Here is a 16,087-nt window from a genome sequence, read left to right on the forward strand (position 1 = left end):
GCGTTGCAACAGCGTCTCAGAGATACGCGTCAATCTGCGCTTCAAAATCAGCCCGGACCGCGATCAGGCGGCTCAAAACCGCCGCACGCCCGGCTTCGTCGGAAAACGCCACCTGCTCCATGGCTTCAGCCACGTCTCCCACCTGGACGGCCCCGACAGAGCGCGCCGCCCCCTTCAGTGTGTGAACCGCGGACTTCCATGCCGCTGCATCGGCGCATGAGACCAGCTCCTGGGTCTGGTCTTTGAGCTGAACCCGGAATAACTGCAGCAATTCCGACTGCAGGCTGTGGTCACCCAGCGTGTATTGATCCAAATGTGCAAGATCAACAACTGCCTCGACACCACCGCCATCGACATTGTTTGCAGCGGCCTGTTTCGGCTTCATCGCGCGGGTTCCTTTTTTGAGTTATACAGGCTCTAGAAACCGGACCCTAAGTGACTGATTCTGACCTGAATTACGCAAATTAGACGCCAATCTGACAAAAATTCGTTGTGAATTTTGTTAAAATTTGAATCATTTTCGCCCACGGCGTTAACCAATTCGCTAGTTTTCCCAAACCTTTTAATGCTAATGACTTCTTTAAGTGTCTGATCTGCATTAGAATCCTCGTCGGGACGTGCGATGGGTGTGGACAAATTGGTTAACGCAATAGCCATTAGGCTTGCTTCATTTCCGATTGAGTCAGATCATTAAGCGTGGGAGTGACCAGTATACGGCGCACACGAGGCACCGGGGGGACCTGGGGTGTGAATACCGGTTAGTAAGTTTTAGTTGCGGGGATGCAAAATATGTCAAGCGAAACAAACCAGCCGCGCCGCGCTTCGCGCAGGGGCAATCGCAGGGCAATTGAAGAAAAAAACGAAGAACAGACAGCTCGTCGCGAAGCGGCTGAGCGCCGCAGGCTGGACGCCATGGACCAGCGCCGCCGCGAAGCGAAACTGCGCGGCCGGCCAGCCAACGAAAACGATGCTTTTGCCGCCAGCAGCCTGCAGGCAATCCGCGAGCGCACTTCAACCGCACCGATATGGTCCGCCGTGGCCATTTCGCTTGTATGGCTGGCGATCTGGACGGTCCTGTACGTCCCTGCCCTTGCCCAGCTTGCCGGGAGTCCGCTCAGCCTGACCAACCTGCCGGTCACAATGCGCACTCTCATGATGGGCGTAATCCCGGTTCTGGCGTTTCTTGTTCTGGGTTACCTGATTTTCCGCACAAACCAGATCAACCATGTCAGCCAGGCGCTGATGCAAACGGCCATGCGCCTTGTCCGCCCGCAGGACATCGCGACCGAAAGCCTGGCATCGGTTTCGCAACTGGTGCGCTCGGAAGTGGACCAGCTTGTCGGAGGTGTTGAGCATGCCGTGCAGCGTGCCGGCGAACTGGAAGGTGTCGTTCACAAGGAAATAGCCAATATCGAACGTGCCTTTGGTGCCAATGAGGAACGCATACGCACCATGCTCGAAGGCCTGGAGCATCAGCGCAACTCGCTACACGAAACAGGCCGCGTCATCGGCGTGGAGGCAACCCCCCTGCTGTCGCGTATTGAAGAGAATACGCAGAGCCTCTCGGGCATTATATCGACTGCGTCTTCCACCCTTGCCGCACTTGAGCACGGCCTCAAGAACACAACCTCCGAACTGTCCCAGACCGTTGACGAGATTTCCACCCGCGCAAGCTTTGTCGGCACCGAGATTTCCGGCCAGACAGCACGCATGGAGCAAATGTCCGGTACGCTGGTCAATGAAATGCGGGTGTTCTCCGACAGCGTAACCGGTCAGGTTTCGACAATGCAGGAAACCGCCCAGCGCATGAATACCGAAGGCATGCAGTTCGGCGACAGCCTGCGCCAGCTTGAAGGCAGTGTGACGTCCGGCATTCGTGAAAGCCTTGAAGAAGTCAGAAGCGTTCGCGCAGAGCTTACCCAGGGCATCGAACAGGTGACCGGGGCAACAACCGAACAGATGCGTCTTGCAGCTGAACAGAACACCGAAATGATGAAACTTACCGGTGACAGCGTCTCCCATTCGGTACGCACCACATCCGGCGAAGTCGTGAAATCCGTCCAGCAGTCAACCCAGGCTGTAAACGAGCAATTGCAGGCAGCAGCCGAGCAGAACAGCGAAGTGGTGAAACACACCGGCGAAAACGTTGCGCAGTCCGTGCACGCCAAATCAGGTGAAATCGTCCAGTCGGTTCAACATATGGCCCAGGCGGTCAATGAGCAGTTGCAGGCATCGTCGGAACAAAACACCGAGATGATGAAAGTCGCCGGCGACACAGTGGCCCAGAAAATACATTCGGCGTCCGGTGAAATTGTCCAGTCTGTGCAACAGACCGCACAGGTAGTGAATGAACAACTGCAGGCAGCCGGCGACAGCGTGGCGCAGGCAGTAATGTCCACTTCCGGCACGGCGGTGCAGGCAGTACAGCATTCAACCGAAGCCGTCAGCGGGCAATTGCAGTCTGCAGCCGACGCACACAACGCGATGATCGCTGATTCCGGCACCCGCATCACCGACAATGTTCGGGCTGCATCAGGTGAAATGGTAACCTCCATCGAACAGTCTTCCGAGGCTGTGGTCGGACAGCTCCGCTCCGTGGCCGACGAGAGCGTTGCCATGCTCAAGGGCACCGGCGAAAACGTTACGCAGGCCGTCCGGGCCACCTCCGGTTCGGTTGTCACGACAATGCAGGCAACCTCCGACGACATCCTCGGCCAGATCAAGCTGGTCGGAACCGACGTTGGGGAATCTGTGCAGATCACCTCTGAAGTCGTACTCCGCAATCTCAACGAGGTGGGCACGGAGGTTACCGATCGTGTCCAGTCGGCAGGTCAGAACGTGGTCTCCAACCTGCAGACCACCGGCAACACCGTTGCATCCAGCCTGGAGAGTACCAGTGTCAAGGTTGTCGAGACGCTCATGGAGTCAGGTGAAAAAATTGCTCGCGACACCGAGGCGTCTTCGGAGACCATGCTGGCGTTTATCAACGAGAGTGGCGGCAAGGCATCTGCAGCACTTGCTGAAGCCGGCAACCAGGTCAATGACCGTCTGCTCGGCACCACCAGTGAGATGGCAAACCTGCTCAACTCATCGGTTGAGAAAGTTGCGCAGCGCCTGACGGCAGCCTCGTCTGCCGTGGGTGAGCAGATCGATCTGTCCGGAACAGCCCTCACCGACAGGCTGTTGTCGATTTCCGGTGAGTTCGTTCAGAACGTCGCGACCGCACGCGATGAAGTCTACGCCTACATGGAAGATGTGTCCGGCAAGATGTCGGGCACGCTCGAAGTCGCCTCAGGAGACCTGTTCAAGCGCTTCGAGGTCATTACGGAAGAAATCACCGGCAAGCTGGAGACATCAGCCGGCACCTTGTTCAACCGGGTGGAAACGGCAACCTCGCACATGTCCGGCCATCTGGACGAGTCCACGGCCCGCCTGTCAGGCCAGATCGAGGAAACTTCCGATGCCATGGTGGTTCGCCTTGAAGGCGCCACGACACGCATGGCGGGGCTTCTGGACACCGCATCGGTGGGCATGACCGGCAAACTCGAGACCACCTCGAACGCGCTCGCCGACCGTCTCGACACCTCATCTGAAACGCTGACCGGCAAACTGCAGGCAACAGGAAGCGAACTTGCTGAATTGCTGAGTTCGTCGTCGGAAGAACTGACCGGCAAACTGGAAAGCACGAGCAAAGAGGTAACCGAGCGCCTGAGCACCAACTCGTCGCAACTCACCAACCGGCTTGAAAGTGTGACATCGCGCGTCGCCGACGCTCTCGATCAGGCATCCGTTGAGATGTCCGACAAGCTGGACACGACAACAGCCTCCATCGCTCAGCGTCTCGACGGCTCCACCGGCCAGTTGACCAATCGGTTGACATCCATCCTCGACAGCTCGACGGGAGAATTGACGGGCCGTCTCGAGGGGGCCACGTCGCACATGGCCGAGCTGTTGAATTCAACCTCTTCTGAAATGACCGGCAAGCTGGACGCCACGACAAATGAACTGGTCGAGCGCCTCGACACATCTTCCAGCTCCATTTCCGAACGCCTGGAAGGCTCCACGTCCCGCATGGCCGAGCTGCTGAACAATGTAACGGCGGAGATGACCGGCAAGCTGGACACTACGACCAATGCTCTGGCTGACCGGCTTGATGCCTCCTCCGGCGCCATGACCGGACGCCTTGATGAAGTGTCTTTGCTGCTCACCGACCGGCTTGACTCGACATCATCCAGCCTGACAACCCGTCTCGACACGGTGGCCGACACCATGAGCAACCTGATCACCCAGCTCAAGGACCGGTCCGGCACGGTACTGAGCCAGATCGAAGGCATGTCCGGCAAGCTGGATAACACCACATCTGAATGGTACTCCCATGTCGAGCGCGCCAACCAGGAGATGTCCAGCCGCTTCGAGACAACGACAGCGGAAGTCGCCGAGACCATGGAGAAGACGGGCGCAGCCATGTTCATGCGCCTTGAAAACAATTCCCGCGAAATGGGCAAACGCTTTGATCTTGCCAGCACACTGCTTGAAGAGATCACTACTGACGTCATAACCCGCATGGATGCATCGGGTGAACAGTTCTCCAAGATGCTCGACGAACGCGCAGCGCGCGTGTTCAACGAACTTGGAACCGCACGTACCGCCTTTGCCGAGGGCCTGGACGGAGCCGCGCGTGACCTTGTCGCCGAGCTTGGCCGGGCATCGGTTTCGTTCGCTGACAATATGGAAGAAAATACCCAGTCGATTTCGGCCCGGTTTGAAACCAACGCTACAAGCGTCATCAATCACCTGGCCCAGTCAGCCGGAGAATTCGAGACCCGCGCCAGCGAGGCATCCCGCCGCCTCGAGGACACCGGTGCGAAGTTCTCCACCCATGCCGACCAGGCCTATACCATGATGGCAGAAGCCCTGAAGGACACTGCCGGCGAGCTGGATCAGCGTATCGACACCGTGTCCACTGCGCTTGTAGGGCGTCTCGATACCACGTCGGGCAAGATTTCCGAACGCCTGGAAAGTGCGTCGGAAAAAGTCGACCGCGCGGTAACGAACTTCAACGAGCGTCTTGATCGCCTGATGGACAGCCGTGACACCCAGATGGCAGGACTGCTTCAGAAACTCGGCAAGAAGTCGGAAGAAGTCGACGGCATCATGGAACGTTACATGCAGCGGGTTGAGCACTCACTGACCGATGCCAACAAGCGCACTGACGAACTGGGCCGTCTGATAACGTCGCAGTTCACCGCTGCTTCCGACAACATGCAGGAAGAGATCAAGAAGATCGAGGCGATCTCCGATGACCAGGTCAGCCGTGCTGCCCGCAACATCATCGCCCAGCATGCAGAGGTTGTGCGCCAGCTCAACACCACCATGTCCGGTTCCACGGAGGAGTTTTCCTCGACTGCTGACGAGATGCGCGAAGCTGCCGCCAGCGTGGTTCGCGAGATCGAATTTGCCCGCGGTGAAGTGCGCCGCGCCGTTCTGGAACTGCCGGCGGAAACCCGCAACTCCGCAGACGCAATGCGCCGTGTGGTAACCGACCAGATCACTGCGCTCAACGCGCTGGCGGACGTGGTCAAGCGGCAGTCATCCTCACTGGCCATGTCGGGGCCGGGTATCTATGTGCCGCCGGAGGCCGGAGGACGATCGCCGGGAAAAACTAAGGGCACCACGTCCATCGCTGCGTCACAGCGGACGTCCGGTGCCCCGAAAGCCGAGCGCAGCGCCGAAGCAAGTGAAGAAACCTCGGCGCCAGCCAGGGAAACCGGTTCGGTCCGCAGTTTCCTGGGCGACCTGCTGTCTTCCGACGCAGATACACCCGTTGCGCGCGAGAAACCCGTCCGCAAGTCGAAGAAGGCCGAAACAACATCGGAGAGCTCGACCAGCCGTGCCACGGAAACCCTGGTTGCCAAGCTGAATGCCGCCACGCGCGACATCTACCAGATCCTGCATGACGACCTGCCCAAGGAGATTGAAGCAGACTTCCGGAAAGGTAATGCGCAGGCCTATACCCACAGCCTGTTCCAGAGCCGCGGACGCAAGCTGATGGATCGGGCCCGCAAAGCCTACCGTGACGACAAACAGGCCAGGACGCGCATCGACGGGTTCATCCGCCTGTTCGAACGGCTGCTGGATACTGTCGCCACCTCGGATGCAGGCGAGGAACTGGTGGATCAGTGTCTGGGATCGGAAACCGGCAAGGTATATCTCATGCTGGCGGAAGCTGCCGGAAGAGTTAAGCACTAGGCCAGGTTCAGGGGTTCACCTGAACTCATATCGCTCCGGCGCTCCCCGCCCTAGCCCGGCATCCGGCGATGCTTCGGCAACGTGTCATCCATCGGTGTGGACGGCACGGCGCTGTCGCAGAATATGTTCAGCTGCGGCGTTACCAGATGCTTTTGCGATATGGTTCCGGCGCGTATGCCGACAGCGCCCTGACGGCGCGAGTTGAGTGAAAACAATTGCGTTCCGCAAGACGAACAGAACCGCTTCGTCATGCTGGAGCCGCTGTCTGCAGTATGGGTGTAGCTGGACGGGTAGCCTTTGATTTTCACATCGGCCTCCGGCACGAAAACCATTGTCGTGTGCACAGAGCCGGTTGCCTTCTGGCAGTCAACGCAGTGACAGTTGACGACGCGCTGTATCTCGCAATCGGCTTCATAGGTCACCGCGCCGCACAGGCAGGATCCGTTAAACTGTGTCATGAACATGTATCCTCAATTTATCATCCGGGACCTCATGCTAGCACTCCTGCCCCACCGTTTTCATGCCTCACGGTCTGCTTTGATCTGAGTACAGGATGGTTTGCCGGTTTCTGCTGGCTTGTTGATTGTCCTGCTTCTATCTTTAGTGCCATGAAAGCCGCACTGATTACCGAATTCTCAAAACCGCTGGAAATCACAAACGTCACCGAGCCGGACACACCGTCCGACGGCGTGCTGATTGAAGTGAAAGCCTGTGGCGTCTGCCGGTCGGACTGGCACGGCTGGAAGGGCACCAATCACGTCATAAAACTCCCCCATGTTCCAGGCCATGAACTTGCCGGCATAGTGGTCGACGCCGGTCCCGACTGCAGAAAGTTTCGCAAGGGTGATCGCGTCACCGTACCGGTGATCCTTGGCTGTGGTGAATGTTCGTGTTGCCGGGCCGGCAATCTGACAATATGCGATGATCAGTATGTTGTGGGCTTCAACGGATGGGGCGCATTTGCCGAGCGGGTGGCAATCCCGCTGGCCGATGCCAATGTTCTCAAACTGCCCGATGACATTTCCGATGAAGTCGCCGCCGCTCTTGGCTGCCGGACAACAACCTCGTTTTCCGCTGTTGTCGACAAGGCAGCGGTCAAGCCCGGCGAGGTTTTGGCCGTGCACGGATGCGGCGGTGTCGGCTTGTCGTCGATCATGATAGGTGCAGCGGTTGGTGCCAGTGTAATCGCAGTCGATATCATTGACGAGAAACTTGAACTGGCCAAACAGATCGGCGCCACGCACGTCATCAACGCTGCAAAAACCAACGATGTCGGGCAAGCCATACGTGACCTGACCAGCGGTGGCGCCGATGCCTCAATTGAAGCTCTCGGCATAACCGACACTCTGCACAACTCTCTGCGTTGCCTTAAGAAACTGGGCCGTCACGTCCAGATCGGGCAGCCTCTCGACGACCATGCCAATCCTGAAATCCCGCTGCTGGAAACCGTCTACTACCGGCAACTGGTGATCATGGGGTCGCGCGGCCTGCCCGCGCTTCGGTTTCCCGCCTTGTTCGAGATGATTTCCGCGGGCCGCCTGAACATCGAAAAACTGATAAAGACCCGCATTGCGCTGGAAGATGCAGGCGCAGCGCTGGCAAAGATGGACAACCATGAAGATATCGGGATCACATTGATCGATAGATTCTAGTCCCGGAGTGGTGACAGCTGAAATCAGCTACCGCCCGGTACTTCAGCAGGACGGTTATTGGACAAGATCACAAACGACCAGCATCAGACGCCTGACTTTCCGCCACTTCAAATATGATATCATACGCTTCGGAATGCCTCGTTTGCTTGCGCGGACAGTGCCGTAGTAGTTCCCGTTCTTGGTGACACACCAATACAACAGACACCACAATATCCAGCTTCTGTCGGCGTCAGACAATTGCCGGCTGTAGCCGTTCAGCACTGCCTCTATTGTACCTTTTAACCGGAGCTCAATTGCACTGGTGCCGGCAAACAGCGGCTCGGAGCCAACATCACAGGTCCGGACAATGAAACTTGCAATGTCAAAAGATACCGGCGCGTCATCCGACGCCTTTCCAAAATCAATTCCCCGGACAACTGTCCCCTTGTGGCAGACGATCAGGTTGGAAGGGGTAAAGTCTTGATGATAGAGACCCCACTCAACGGAAATCCCGTCCATTGCGGGTGCCCGTTCCCGCAGAAGGGCAAGGGAGCGCATTATCGATTTATCAGCCAGAAGCAGGTTGCGACACTGGTCGGTCATCCCATCAATGTTGGCCTGCATCCGGTTCATCATGATCGACGCTTCGGCTGGTTTCCGTTGAATCCCGTATGCTTCATGAAAGTGCCTGAGCCATTGGCCCGACAACCGCAGCAACCGGTTGCGGCGATCTGAGGAGTAAGTGGCCAACATCAGGCTCGACTTCATGCTGTACCCATTGAGCCATTCCATGACCAGGAGCCCTGCCTTTGCGTCGGTCAGGAGAACTGCGGGTGTCATGGCTGTCGAACGGTCGGATCCCGTTTGGCTCAATTCTTCAAGAAGTCTGGTTTCTCTTTGGAAAAATTTTTGCTTTTCCGTCGTGGTCGTATCGAAAAGCTTTATGCAGTATTCCGCTGACTTGTCTTGAGAACTGGCGTGATAATGCGCCGTCGCAGGGTGGCCGGTATGAGACCGCACCCTGATCTTTCGGTTTACCTGAAGGTCGAGCGGATCAAGATCCTGCTCTTGTGCTGATTTGAACACAAGCGCACGAACATCCTCATTGGACATACGCGTTACATTACTCAAAATCGTCAATCCGGTTGAAACACCAATTTCCCGGCCGGACTATATGCACGCGGCATCAAAGTTTGCAACTCGAGCCGGCACGAGAAGTCAGCTAGCACTTCCACTTGTGATTGCGGCGTTGAGATTACAACCGGCAGACAGGCCCGTCGGAATCTGGCTCCATCCGCGCAAACGCTCTGCCCTCTTGCGCAAGGTAACATCTTGTGGTGCCTATGGTTCGAAAAGACCACCTTTGACTAACGAGTGCGACACATGGAAATCGAACGCCCCTACCTCCTGTTTCTCGGTGATGTTCACGACCAGCTGGCAGCCAAGACGGCGCAGGGCGTGGTTGACTGGCGCCCGGACTGGTGCACAGGCCAGATGCGGCTTGAAGGCTGCCAGGCCGACACCGGCCTGACGGACATGAACATCGACGAAGCCGTGTCCGCCGGTGCGCGTACCATGGTGGTTGGCGTCGTCAACTCCGGTGGCGTTTTGCCGGACCACTGGATTTCGGAAGTGGTGAAAGCTATCGAGGCCGGCATGAACGTAGCCACCGGCCTGCACAAGCGTCTGTCATCAATTCCCGAAATAGCTGTTGCGGCGGAAAAGCATGGTGCCAAGCTGCATGATGTTCGTTTTTCAGACGTCGCATTCGCTACCGGCAAGGGAACCAGGCGGCCCGGCAAGCGTATACTGGCGGTTGGCACCGACTGTTCCGTAGGCAAGAAATACACCGCACTTGCGCTTGATCAGGAAATGCAGAAACGCGGCATGAAATCCGACTTTCGCGCTACCGGGCAAACCGGTGTGCTGATCTCCGGACGCGGCATTGCGCTTGACGCTGTTGTCGCCGATTTCATTTCCGGCGCGGCCGAATGGATAAGTCCCGCCAACGACGACGACCACTGGGATTGTGTTGAAGGTCAGGGTTCGCTGTTCCATCCGGCGTTCGCCGGTGTGTCACTGGGCCTGTTGCACGGGTCTCAGCCCGATGCTTTCGTCGTCTGTCACGAACCGACACGCACCAAAATGCGTGGTGTGGAACATCCGTTGCCGACCATCCAGCAGGTTATTGACCGAAATATCGAAGACGGCAGCCTGACCAATCCGGACATCCAGTGTGTCGGCATTTGCGTGAACACGCAAAAACTGTCTGACAACGAGGCAAAAGACTTCCTGGAAAAACTGGCCAGCGAGTATGGCTTGCCTTGTGTGGACCCTATCCGCACCGGCATGGCCCCGATTGTCGACGAAATCCAGAAACGGTTTCCGTCCTGATGGCTGTATCGCGCAAACTCAGCGTTGACCATGAAAGCTGGCCTATCGCCGGCAGCTTTTCCATTTCACGCGGCACCAAGACAACCGCCGAGGTGATCAAGGTGACGCTGGAGCAGGATGGCGCAACCGGTGTCGGAGAGAGCGTGCCCTATGCACGGTACAACGAGACCATCGATGCAGCTATGGATGCCCTGAACGGTGCTCGCGCGCAGATTGAAGCTGGCTGCAGCCGGGCTGATGTGCATAGGGTTTTGAACCTGCACGCGGCGCAAAACGCCCTGGACTGTGCGTTGTGGGACCTGGAAGCCAAACTGACCGGAACACCGGTCTGGCAATTGGCCGGACTGGACAAGGAGCCGGAACCGGTCATCACCGCCTATACGCTCAGCCTTGAGACGCCCGAAAAAATGGCAGAAGCCGCTGCCCGGGCAAGCGGACGCCCCCTGCTCAAGATCAAGCTTGGCGGCGATGGTGACCATGAGCGCCTGCGTGCCATCCGCGACGCTGCTCCTGATACCCGCCTGATCATCGATGCAAACGAGGCCTGGAAGCCTGCCGACCTGGACAATCACCTGGCGGCATGTGCGGAAACGGCGGTCGAACTGGTTGAGCAACCGCTTCCAGCCGGCGATGACGATGCACTGGGCGGCCTGGGTAAGACCGATGTACTGATCTGCGCTGACGAGAGCGCACACGGCAAGGAAGACCTGCACAAGCTGGCCGGCAAGTACAGTGCGATCAATGTCAAGCTGGACAAGACAGGCGGGCTGACGGAGGCCCTCGCTCTGGCTGACGCTGCACAAGATCAGGGGTTTGAGATCATGATCGGCTGCATGCTGGCGACCTCGCTGGCCATGGCACCGGGGCATATTGTGGCGCAGCGCGCCCGTGTGGTTGACCTTGATGGCCCGTTGCTGCTGGCCAGGGATCGCGACCCCGGCATCCGGTTCGACGGATCGCTGATGTATCCGCCACCGCCGGCACTGTGGGGCTAGCGGCAGATTTCTTGTGCATCGTGAGCTAACCGGGCGAGTGTCTTTTCAGGAAGACAGCCAGCACCAGCGCGACACCGCACATCCCGGCCATCCACAGATAGCTCAGCGCCGCATGCGCATTGTACGCCCAGCCCGCCAGGGCAATTGCACAGGTCATGAAAACCCCGCCGGATATCGCCACAAACACCCCCTGCGCCGTGCCTGCAAAATCGGCGTCCATGAAACGGCGCACATAGTAGATTGTGCCCAGATGGGTCATGCCGTAACTCGCCGCATGCAGGACCTGCAAAAACACGACCATCACTACCGGAGGGTCAAGGGCCATGCCGGCCCAACGCAGCACACCGAGACCGGCACCAGCCATCAGCAGCAGGACGGGGCCCATGCGTTCGACCGAACCGCGTGCATACATGAACAGCACAATCTCGGCGATCACTCCCAGCGACCAGAGCCCGCCGATCATCACCCCGGAATATCCCAGGCTCTCCCAGTGCAATGAACCAAAACTGTAATAGACCGCATGACTTGCCTGTGTCAGGCCCGCCACAAGGATCAACAGTGCAAAGCCTCCCGTCATCAGGACAGTACGGGCAGCAGCCAGGGTTGGTGGAGCGGAATGAGGTGCCTTCTTGGCTCCCAGTTTCGGCAGCGCAAATCCACTGAGCGCCATCAGTACATGGGTCAGCAGCAGAACCCAGATAAGGCTTGCCTTGTCGATCACCAGCAGCAGTGCCCCTGCCCCGAGGGACCCGGCAATAAAGGTAACCGAACCTGCAATGCGCACCCGGCCGTAGTCATATAGCCCGGCATCGGACTGTTCGACTGCAACAGCATCCAGCATCGGCATGATCGGAGCCCAGCTCATGGCCGAAAGCACGATCAGGACCACTATTGCCGCCCTGTCCTCCACCAGCCCGGCCGCCAGCATGAAGACCGCTGCCAGGATCGCCAGAGAGATAATGAACCTGCGCCGGGCGCGGTAACGGTCCGCCATGTAGGTCAGCACCGGTGTGGCGACCACCCGCACTACGGATTGACAGCCCAGCGCGAATGCAATTTCGCCAATCGAAAACCCGCGCGCCGCCAGCCATACCGGCAGAAACGGCAGCATCACCCCCACCATGAGCAGCAGGGAGCCGTAGACCGCGCCTGTACGTACCGCCATCGGGTTGATCATATCGTCTCGCTCAAACGGGTTTTGTCTCAAATCAGTCCGCACGGAAAGGTTTCGGTAACCAAACTCGTCAATACTGTCTTGGCAAGTGTGTTATGCGTCGGGACGCAGGGAATTAAAAGTTATGTCGGACAATTCGGCTTTGGATACCATCGATGGACTCGATTATGAGGAAATCGAACAGGCCGTCATGGAAACCAGCCGCGGGCGCTGGTTTCTGACAGAATTCGCGCGACGCCACAAGGCAGCCGACACGGCCGTGCTGCTTGATGCAATCAGGCGGCTTGAAGGCCAGATCCAGTCCATGTCAGCCGAGGCATCTGTTTCACCGGAGACCGACCAGCCGGGCGCACATGCAGAACCGGCACAAGGTGACGAGCAAGCCTCCGAGACCGGCGACGATGCAACGGACTATGAGGAAATAGCCGACAAGCTTGACCGCACCACGCAGCTGGTTCGCCGCCTGCGCAGCTCCCATAAACTCATCGGTGACGCGGCGGACAAGCAACTGTCTGCTCCCAAGACCGTTCCGGTAGCTTCGGCCACTGCCACGGTTGCCGGCGACCCGCCGGGCTTTGTCGGATCGGACGATGACATTTTCGCTGACAACAGCACACATGCCGTCGAGCATGCGCAGCAGGCAGATGCGGCAGCGCTGGAGCCAGACTCCACCGAGACCCCGGTAGATATGTCGCCCGTCAATGGCGACACACTGGATTTTGCCGATTTTGATGCCACCGATGTCACAGCACCGCATGATGACGAAGCGGCCGATCACCCTAAACAGCAGTTGGAAACGGATCTGGCATTGTCGCCGGCCAACGAACCATCCGAGCCGGAAGTTCCTGCTGAAGAAGACACCGGCGCCAGCGGCCGCATCAACATCGGCAGCCCCACCGCTGCAAACCAGGTTCACACCGACGATGAACCCGCAGCAGAGCCGGAGCAATCCGCAGACGAGCCTGCAGCAACCCAAGATGCCGGTTCCACCACAGACGCTTCAGAGCCTGCAGAAAAACCCAAAAAACGGATCATTGTCATTCGTCGCCCTGCCGATCAACCCGGTGAAATTCCACTGGCTGACAGTGCCCCTGAAATACCCGGCGACGGCCCTTCAGCGGCTTGAGCCGTTATTGCATCCACTTTGGCCGGCCTGATGATCTGACCGGCGCATTCCAGGGCAAGAATACGCCGGTGCCTGGTCAAGCCAGTTTTGCTTCAAGAATAATGTTGAACGGTGTCTCGGCAACCCGCTCCACCGACGTGAAGCCTGCCTCTTCCATCACCTCGGACAGGCGGCGTTGGCCTGCCTGTGCGCCCAGTGCCAGTCCTACATTCTGTGACAGGGAACATGGCGTGCACACCGCAGTGGAAGCGGCGTAGTAAAGACGACTGATCGGGTTGATGTTTTCTTCGATCGCGTTTCCGGCCGCAGGCTCCACCAGCAACACGCTGCCGTCGGCCTTGAGTGCCTTGGCGGCGTGACGCGCGGCACCGACCGGATCACCCATGTCATGCAGGCAATCCATGAAGCAGATCAGATCATAACCTTCGTTCGGGTAAGACTGCGCATCCACCGTCGTAAAACGGATGTTACGTGCAACCCCGGCTTCCGTTGCCCGGTCCTGGGCAATTGCGATGGAGGCATCATGGCTGTCGAAACCGTCGAACTGCGAGGCGGGAAAGGACTCTGCCAGCACGATTGTCGAGGCGCCATGCCCGCAACCGACATCGGCAACAAGAGCACCCTTTTCAAGCTTGGCCGCCACACCGTCCATGGCTGAAATCCAGTCCGTTGCCAGGAAGGTTTTGTAGCCGGGCCTGAACAGAGACTCGCTGCCGCAGAAAAGACGGTGATGGTGTTCACCCCAGGCAATTCCCTCTCCGGTCCGGAACACATCTGCAATGCGATCCTCGTCGAGCCACAGCGATGCAGCGACTTCGAGCGCGGGAACCAGGAATACCGGGCTTTCCGGATCGGCCAGCACCGGCACATATGCCTCCGGCAACAGATAAGTTTCATCCTGCTTGTCATAGACAAGGTAACCGCCCGCTACCTGGTTGTTCAGCCATTCCCGGACATAGCGCTCCGCCAGAGAGCACTTTGCCGCGAGTGCCGTTGAAGTAAGACCGCCTGCCCCGGCCAGCGCACGATACAAACCCAGCTTGTGGCCGATATTGGTCATGACGCCTGAAAGCGTGGCGCTTACATCCGTGACCACCTGTCCCGCAAAGGCTTCTGTTGAAAGTGGTTTCATGTTCATCCTGATCTCCAGTTTTCTGTTGCTTGGTTCACGGCAAAAGACGCCGTGTGTCGATGACCGGGAGATATCGAACACGCCTTGTGCGGGATAGTTCAGCAAGTGTAGAATTGAACTACACAATGTGTAGTAACCTGCTATTCCGGATGGAGACGGTGATGGAGTACGGACAGTTTTGCCCGATCGCGAAAGCATCCGAAATCATTGGTGAGAAATGGACCGTTCTGATCATCCGCGAAATTCTCATGGGCGGACGCAGGTTTTCAGAATTGCAGCGCGGGCTCGGGACTATTTCGCCAACGCTGTTGACCCGCCGGCTGGTTGATCTTGAGAACAATGGGCTGATCTATCGGAAAACCGCCACTGGCGCGCGCAGCCATGAGTATTTTCCAACCGAATCCTGCAAGGAACTTCTGCCGGTACTGTTGTCACTCGGCAACTGGGGCATGAAGTGGGCCCGCGAAAACCTGCGAACCGAGGATTATGACGTCGATTTGCTGATCATCTACCTGCAGCGCAGCGTTCAGCCCGACAAGCTGCCGTCGGCAGAGACAATCATAAAATTCCAGTTCACCGACATGCCGGAAAAGGGCCACTGGTGGCTGATCTCGGATGGCACCGAGGTCGAGGCATGTGACAAGGATCCCGGCAAGGATGTGGACGTCTACTTCACCACAACGGTCAAAACCATGACCGAAATCTGGATGGGGAACCGAAGCTATCGCTCCGCCCGCAAGGCGGACCAGATTTCAGTGACCGGCAATTCATATCTTGCCGATCATCTGACCTCCTGGATGCAGAGCAGTCCGTTCGAGGCTTTGCCGTCAGCAGACAACATTCTTTAGGCCCTGCTCACCTGCGTGATGGCTTGCAGCGTCGCGGCCAAACATGGCCAGAGCAAATCCCGTGTGTACTCAGGTCTCGTTTTCGGCTCGCAGGCTCGCCTCGAACCCCTCGCGATCCTGCCTGATTTTATTGAGAACCGTTTTGAGTGCGAACGGCCTTTTGTCATGCATACCGCTCCAGATGATGATTTCCAGCAGGATCGGTGCCAGGTCCCGGCCTTTCTTGGTCAGTTCATAGACGAATGCCCGGCGGTTTTCCGGATCACGCGATTTATCGACAATGCCCTCCGCCTCCAGGTGTTTGAGCCGGGCAATGAGAATGTTTGATGCAATGTGTTCATCGGCTTCCAGAAACTCGCTGTAGGTCCTTTTACCCCTCAGCATGATTTCGCGGATGATCAGCAGGCTCCACTTGTCTCCGAATGTGTCGAGCCCGAATGCCACCGGACAGCCCGTCTCGCGCTTGTTGTTCTCAGTCTTCATTTTCACATTTTAGAAAATTAACTTGCAAAATGCAATACGTACCTCTATTCGAATT

The 16,087-nt window shown here is 57.8% G+C and carries 12 protein-coding genes; 6 read left to right on the plus strand and 6 right to left on the minus strand.

Features of this window, described 5'->3' with window-relative positions; translation table 11 throughout:
• Positions 1-16 precede the first annotated feature (16 nt).
• Positions 17-385, minus strand: a complete 369-nt coding sequence (locus DHN55_RS19215; protein WP_108883162.1) for an Hpt domain-containing protein — start codon at positions 383-385, stop codon at positions 17-19.
• A 404-nt stretch (positions 386-789) separates the two neighbouring features.
• Between DHN55_RS19215 and DHN55_RS19225 the strand changes: the two genes are divergently transcribed.
• The gene (locus tag DHN55_RS19225) at positions 790-6,249 is read left to right on the plus strand and encodes a hypothetical protein (protein WP_337660549.1); all 5,460 of its coding nucleotides are present in this window, start codon (positions 790-792) and stop codon (positions 6,247-6,249) included.
• Between the two features lie 50 nt (positions 6,250-6,299).
• Here DHN55_RS19225 and DHN55_RS19230 read toward each other — a convergent pair whose 3' ends face one another.
• On the minus strand, positions 6,300-6,707 hold the full coding sequence (locus DHN55_RS19230; protein WP_337660550.1) for a GFA family protein: 408 nt from the start codon (positions 6,705-6,707) through the stop codon (positions 6,300-6,302).
• A gap of 150 nt (positions 6,708-6,857) precedes the next feature.
• Here DHN55_RS19230 and DHN55_RS19235 point away from each other — a divergent pair, with 150 nt between their 5' ends.
• Positions 6,858-7,901: an alcohol dehydrogenase catalytic domain-containing protein gene (locus DHN55_RS19235; RefSeq protein ID WP_108883166.1), complete on the plus strand. Its 1,044-nt coding sequence runs from the start codon at positions 6,858-6,860 to the stop codon at positions 7,899-7,901.
• A 54-nt stretch (positions 7,902-7,955) separates the two neighbouring features.
• On the opposite strand, the gene DHN55_RS19240 is transcribed toward DHN55_RS19235, so the two are convergent.
• Positions 7,956-8,993: a phosphotransferase gene (locus tag DHN55_RS19240; protein WP_108883167.1), complete on the minus strand. Its 1,038-nt coding sequence runs from the start codon at positions 8,991-8,993 to the stop codon at positions 7,956-7,958.
• Between the two features lie 270 nt (positions 8,994-9,263).
• Between DHN55_RS19240 and dgcN the strand changes: the two genes are divergently transcribed.
• Both dgcN and dgcA read left to right on the plus strand, forming a co-directional pair.
• Entirely contained in the window at positions 9,264-10,274 is a 1,011-nt protein-coding gene (gene dgcN, locus DHN55_RS19245; RefSeq protein ID WP_108883168.1) for an N-acetyltransferase DgcN, read from the plus strand.
• Positions 10,274-11,269: an N-acetyl-D-Glu racemase DgcA gene (gene dgcA / locus DHN55_RS19250; protein ID WP_108883169.1), complete on the plus strand. Its 996-nt coding sequence runs from the start codon at positions 10,274-10,276 to the stop codon at positions 11,267-11,269. The genes dgcN and dgcA overlap by 1 nt, the downstream gene beginning before the upstream one ends.
• Before the next feature lie 25 nt (positions 11,270-11,294).
• Here dgcA and DHN55_RS19255 read toward each other — a convergent pair whose 3' ends face one another.
• The gene (locus DHN55_RS19255; protein ID WP_337660551.1) at positions 11,295-12,434 is read right to left on the minus strand and encodes an MFS transporter; all 1,140 of its coding nucleotides are present in this window, start codon (positions 12,432-12,434) and stop codon (positions 11,295-11,297) included.
• Between the two features lie 133 nt (positions 12,435-12,567).
• On the opposite strand from DHN55_RS19255, the gene DHN55_RS19260 reads away from it, so the two are divergent.
• Positions 12,568-13,569, plus strand: a complete 1,002-nt coding sequence (locus DHN55_RS19260; RefSeq protein ID WP_108883171.1) for a hypothetical protein — start codon at positions 12,568-12,570, stop codon at positions 13,567-13,569.
• Between the two features lie 76 nt (positions 13,570-13,645).
• Here DHN55_RS19260 and DHN55_RS19265 read toward each other — a convergent pair whose 3' ends face one another.
• The gene (locus DHN55_RS19265; protein WP_108883316.1) at positions 13,646-14,701 is read right to left on the minus strand and encodes a methyltransferase domain-containing protein; all 1,056 of its coding nucleotides are present in this window, start codon (positions 14,699-14,701) and stop codon (positions 13,646-13,648) included.
• Between the two features lie 161 nt (positions 14,702-14,862).
• Here DHN55_RS19265 and DHN55_RS19270 point away from each other — a divergent pair, with 161 nt between their 5' ends.
• A complete protein-coding gene (locus DHN55_RS19270) occupies positions 14,863-15,549 on the plus strand; it encodes a winged helix-turn-helix transcriptional regulator (protein ID WP_108883317.1) in 687 nt (228 codons plus the stop codon).
• A 69-nt stretch (positions 15,550-15,618) separates the two neighbouring features.
• Here the strand turns inward: DHN55_RS19270 and DHN55_RS19275 are convergent, their stop codons facing one another.
• Positions 15,619-16,032 carry a winged helix-turn-helix transcriptional regulator gene (locus DHN55_RS19275; RefSeq protein ID WP_108883172.1) on the minus strand — a complete coding sequence of 138 codons (414 nt, stop codon included), beginning with the start codon at positions 16,030-16,032 and terminating at the stop codon, positions 15,619-15,621.
• Positions 16,033-16,087: the final 55 nt, after the last annotated feature.

The sequence above is a fragment of the Anderseniella sp. Alg231-50 genome, assembly GCF_900149695.1.
GTDB lineage: Bacteria > Pseudomonadota > Alphaproteobacteria > Rhizobiales > Aestuariivirgaceae > Anderseniella.

What these genes read in the sequence shown, in the direction of transcription:
- DHN55_RS19215 (WP_108883162.1), bottom strand. Translation starts at nt 385, where the DNA reads ATGAAGCCGAAACAGGCCGCTGCAAACAATGTCGATGGCGGTGGTGTC.
- DHN55_RS19225 (WP_337660549.1), top strand. Translation starts at nt 790, where the DNA reads ATGTCAAGCGAAACAAACCAGCCGCGCCGCGCTTCGCGCAGGGGCAAT.
- DHN55_RS19230 (WP_337660550.1), bottom strand. Translation starts at nt 6,707, where the DNA reads ATGACACAGTTTAACGGATCCTGCCTGTGCGGCGCGGTGACCTATGAA.
- DHN55_RS19235 (WP_108883166.1), top strand. Translation starts at nt 6,858, where the DNA reads ATGAAAGCCGCACTGATTACCGAATTCTCAAAACCGCTGGAAATCACA.
- DHN55_RS19240 (WP_108883167.1), bottom strand. Translation starts at nt 8,993, where the DNA reads ATGTCCAATGAGGATGTTCGTGCGCTTGTGTTCAAATCAGCACAAGAG.
- dgcN (WP_108883168.1), top strand. Translation starts at nt 9,264, where the DNA reads ATGGAAATCGAACGCCCCTACCTCCTGTTTCTCGGTGATGTTCACGAC.
- dgcA (WP_108883169.1), top strand. Translation starts at nt 10,274, where the DNA reads ATGGCTGTATCGCGCAAACTCAGCGTTGACCATGAAAGCTGGCCTATC.
- DHN55_RS19255 (WP_337660551.1), bottom strand. Translation starts at nt 12,434, where the DNA reads ATGGCGGTACGTACAGGCGCGGTCTACGGCTCCCTGCTGCTCATGGTG.
- DHN55_RS19260 (WP_108883171.1), top strand. Translation starts at nt 12,568, where the DNA reads ATGTCGGACAATTCGGCTTTGGATACCATCGATGGACTCGATTATGAG.
- DHN55_RS19265 (WP_108883316.1), bottom strand. Translation starts at nt 14,701, where the DNA reads ATGAAACCACTTTCAACAGAAGCCTTTGCGGGACAGGTGGTCACGGAT.
- DHN55_RS19270 (WP_108883317.1), top strand. Translation starts at nt 14,863, where the DNA reads ATGGAGTACGGACAGTTTTGCCCGATCGCGAAAGCATCCGAAATCATT.
- DHN55_RS19275 (WP_108883172.1), bottom strand. Translation starts at nt 16,032, where the DNA reads ATGAAGACTGAGAACAACAAGCGCGAGACGGGCTGTCCGGTGGCATTC.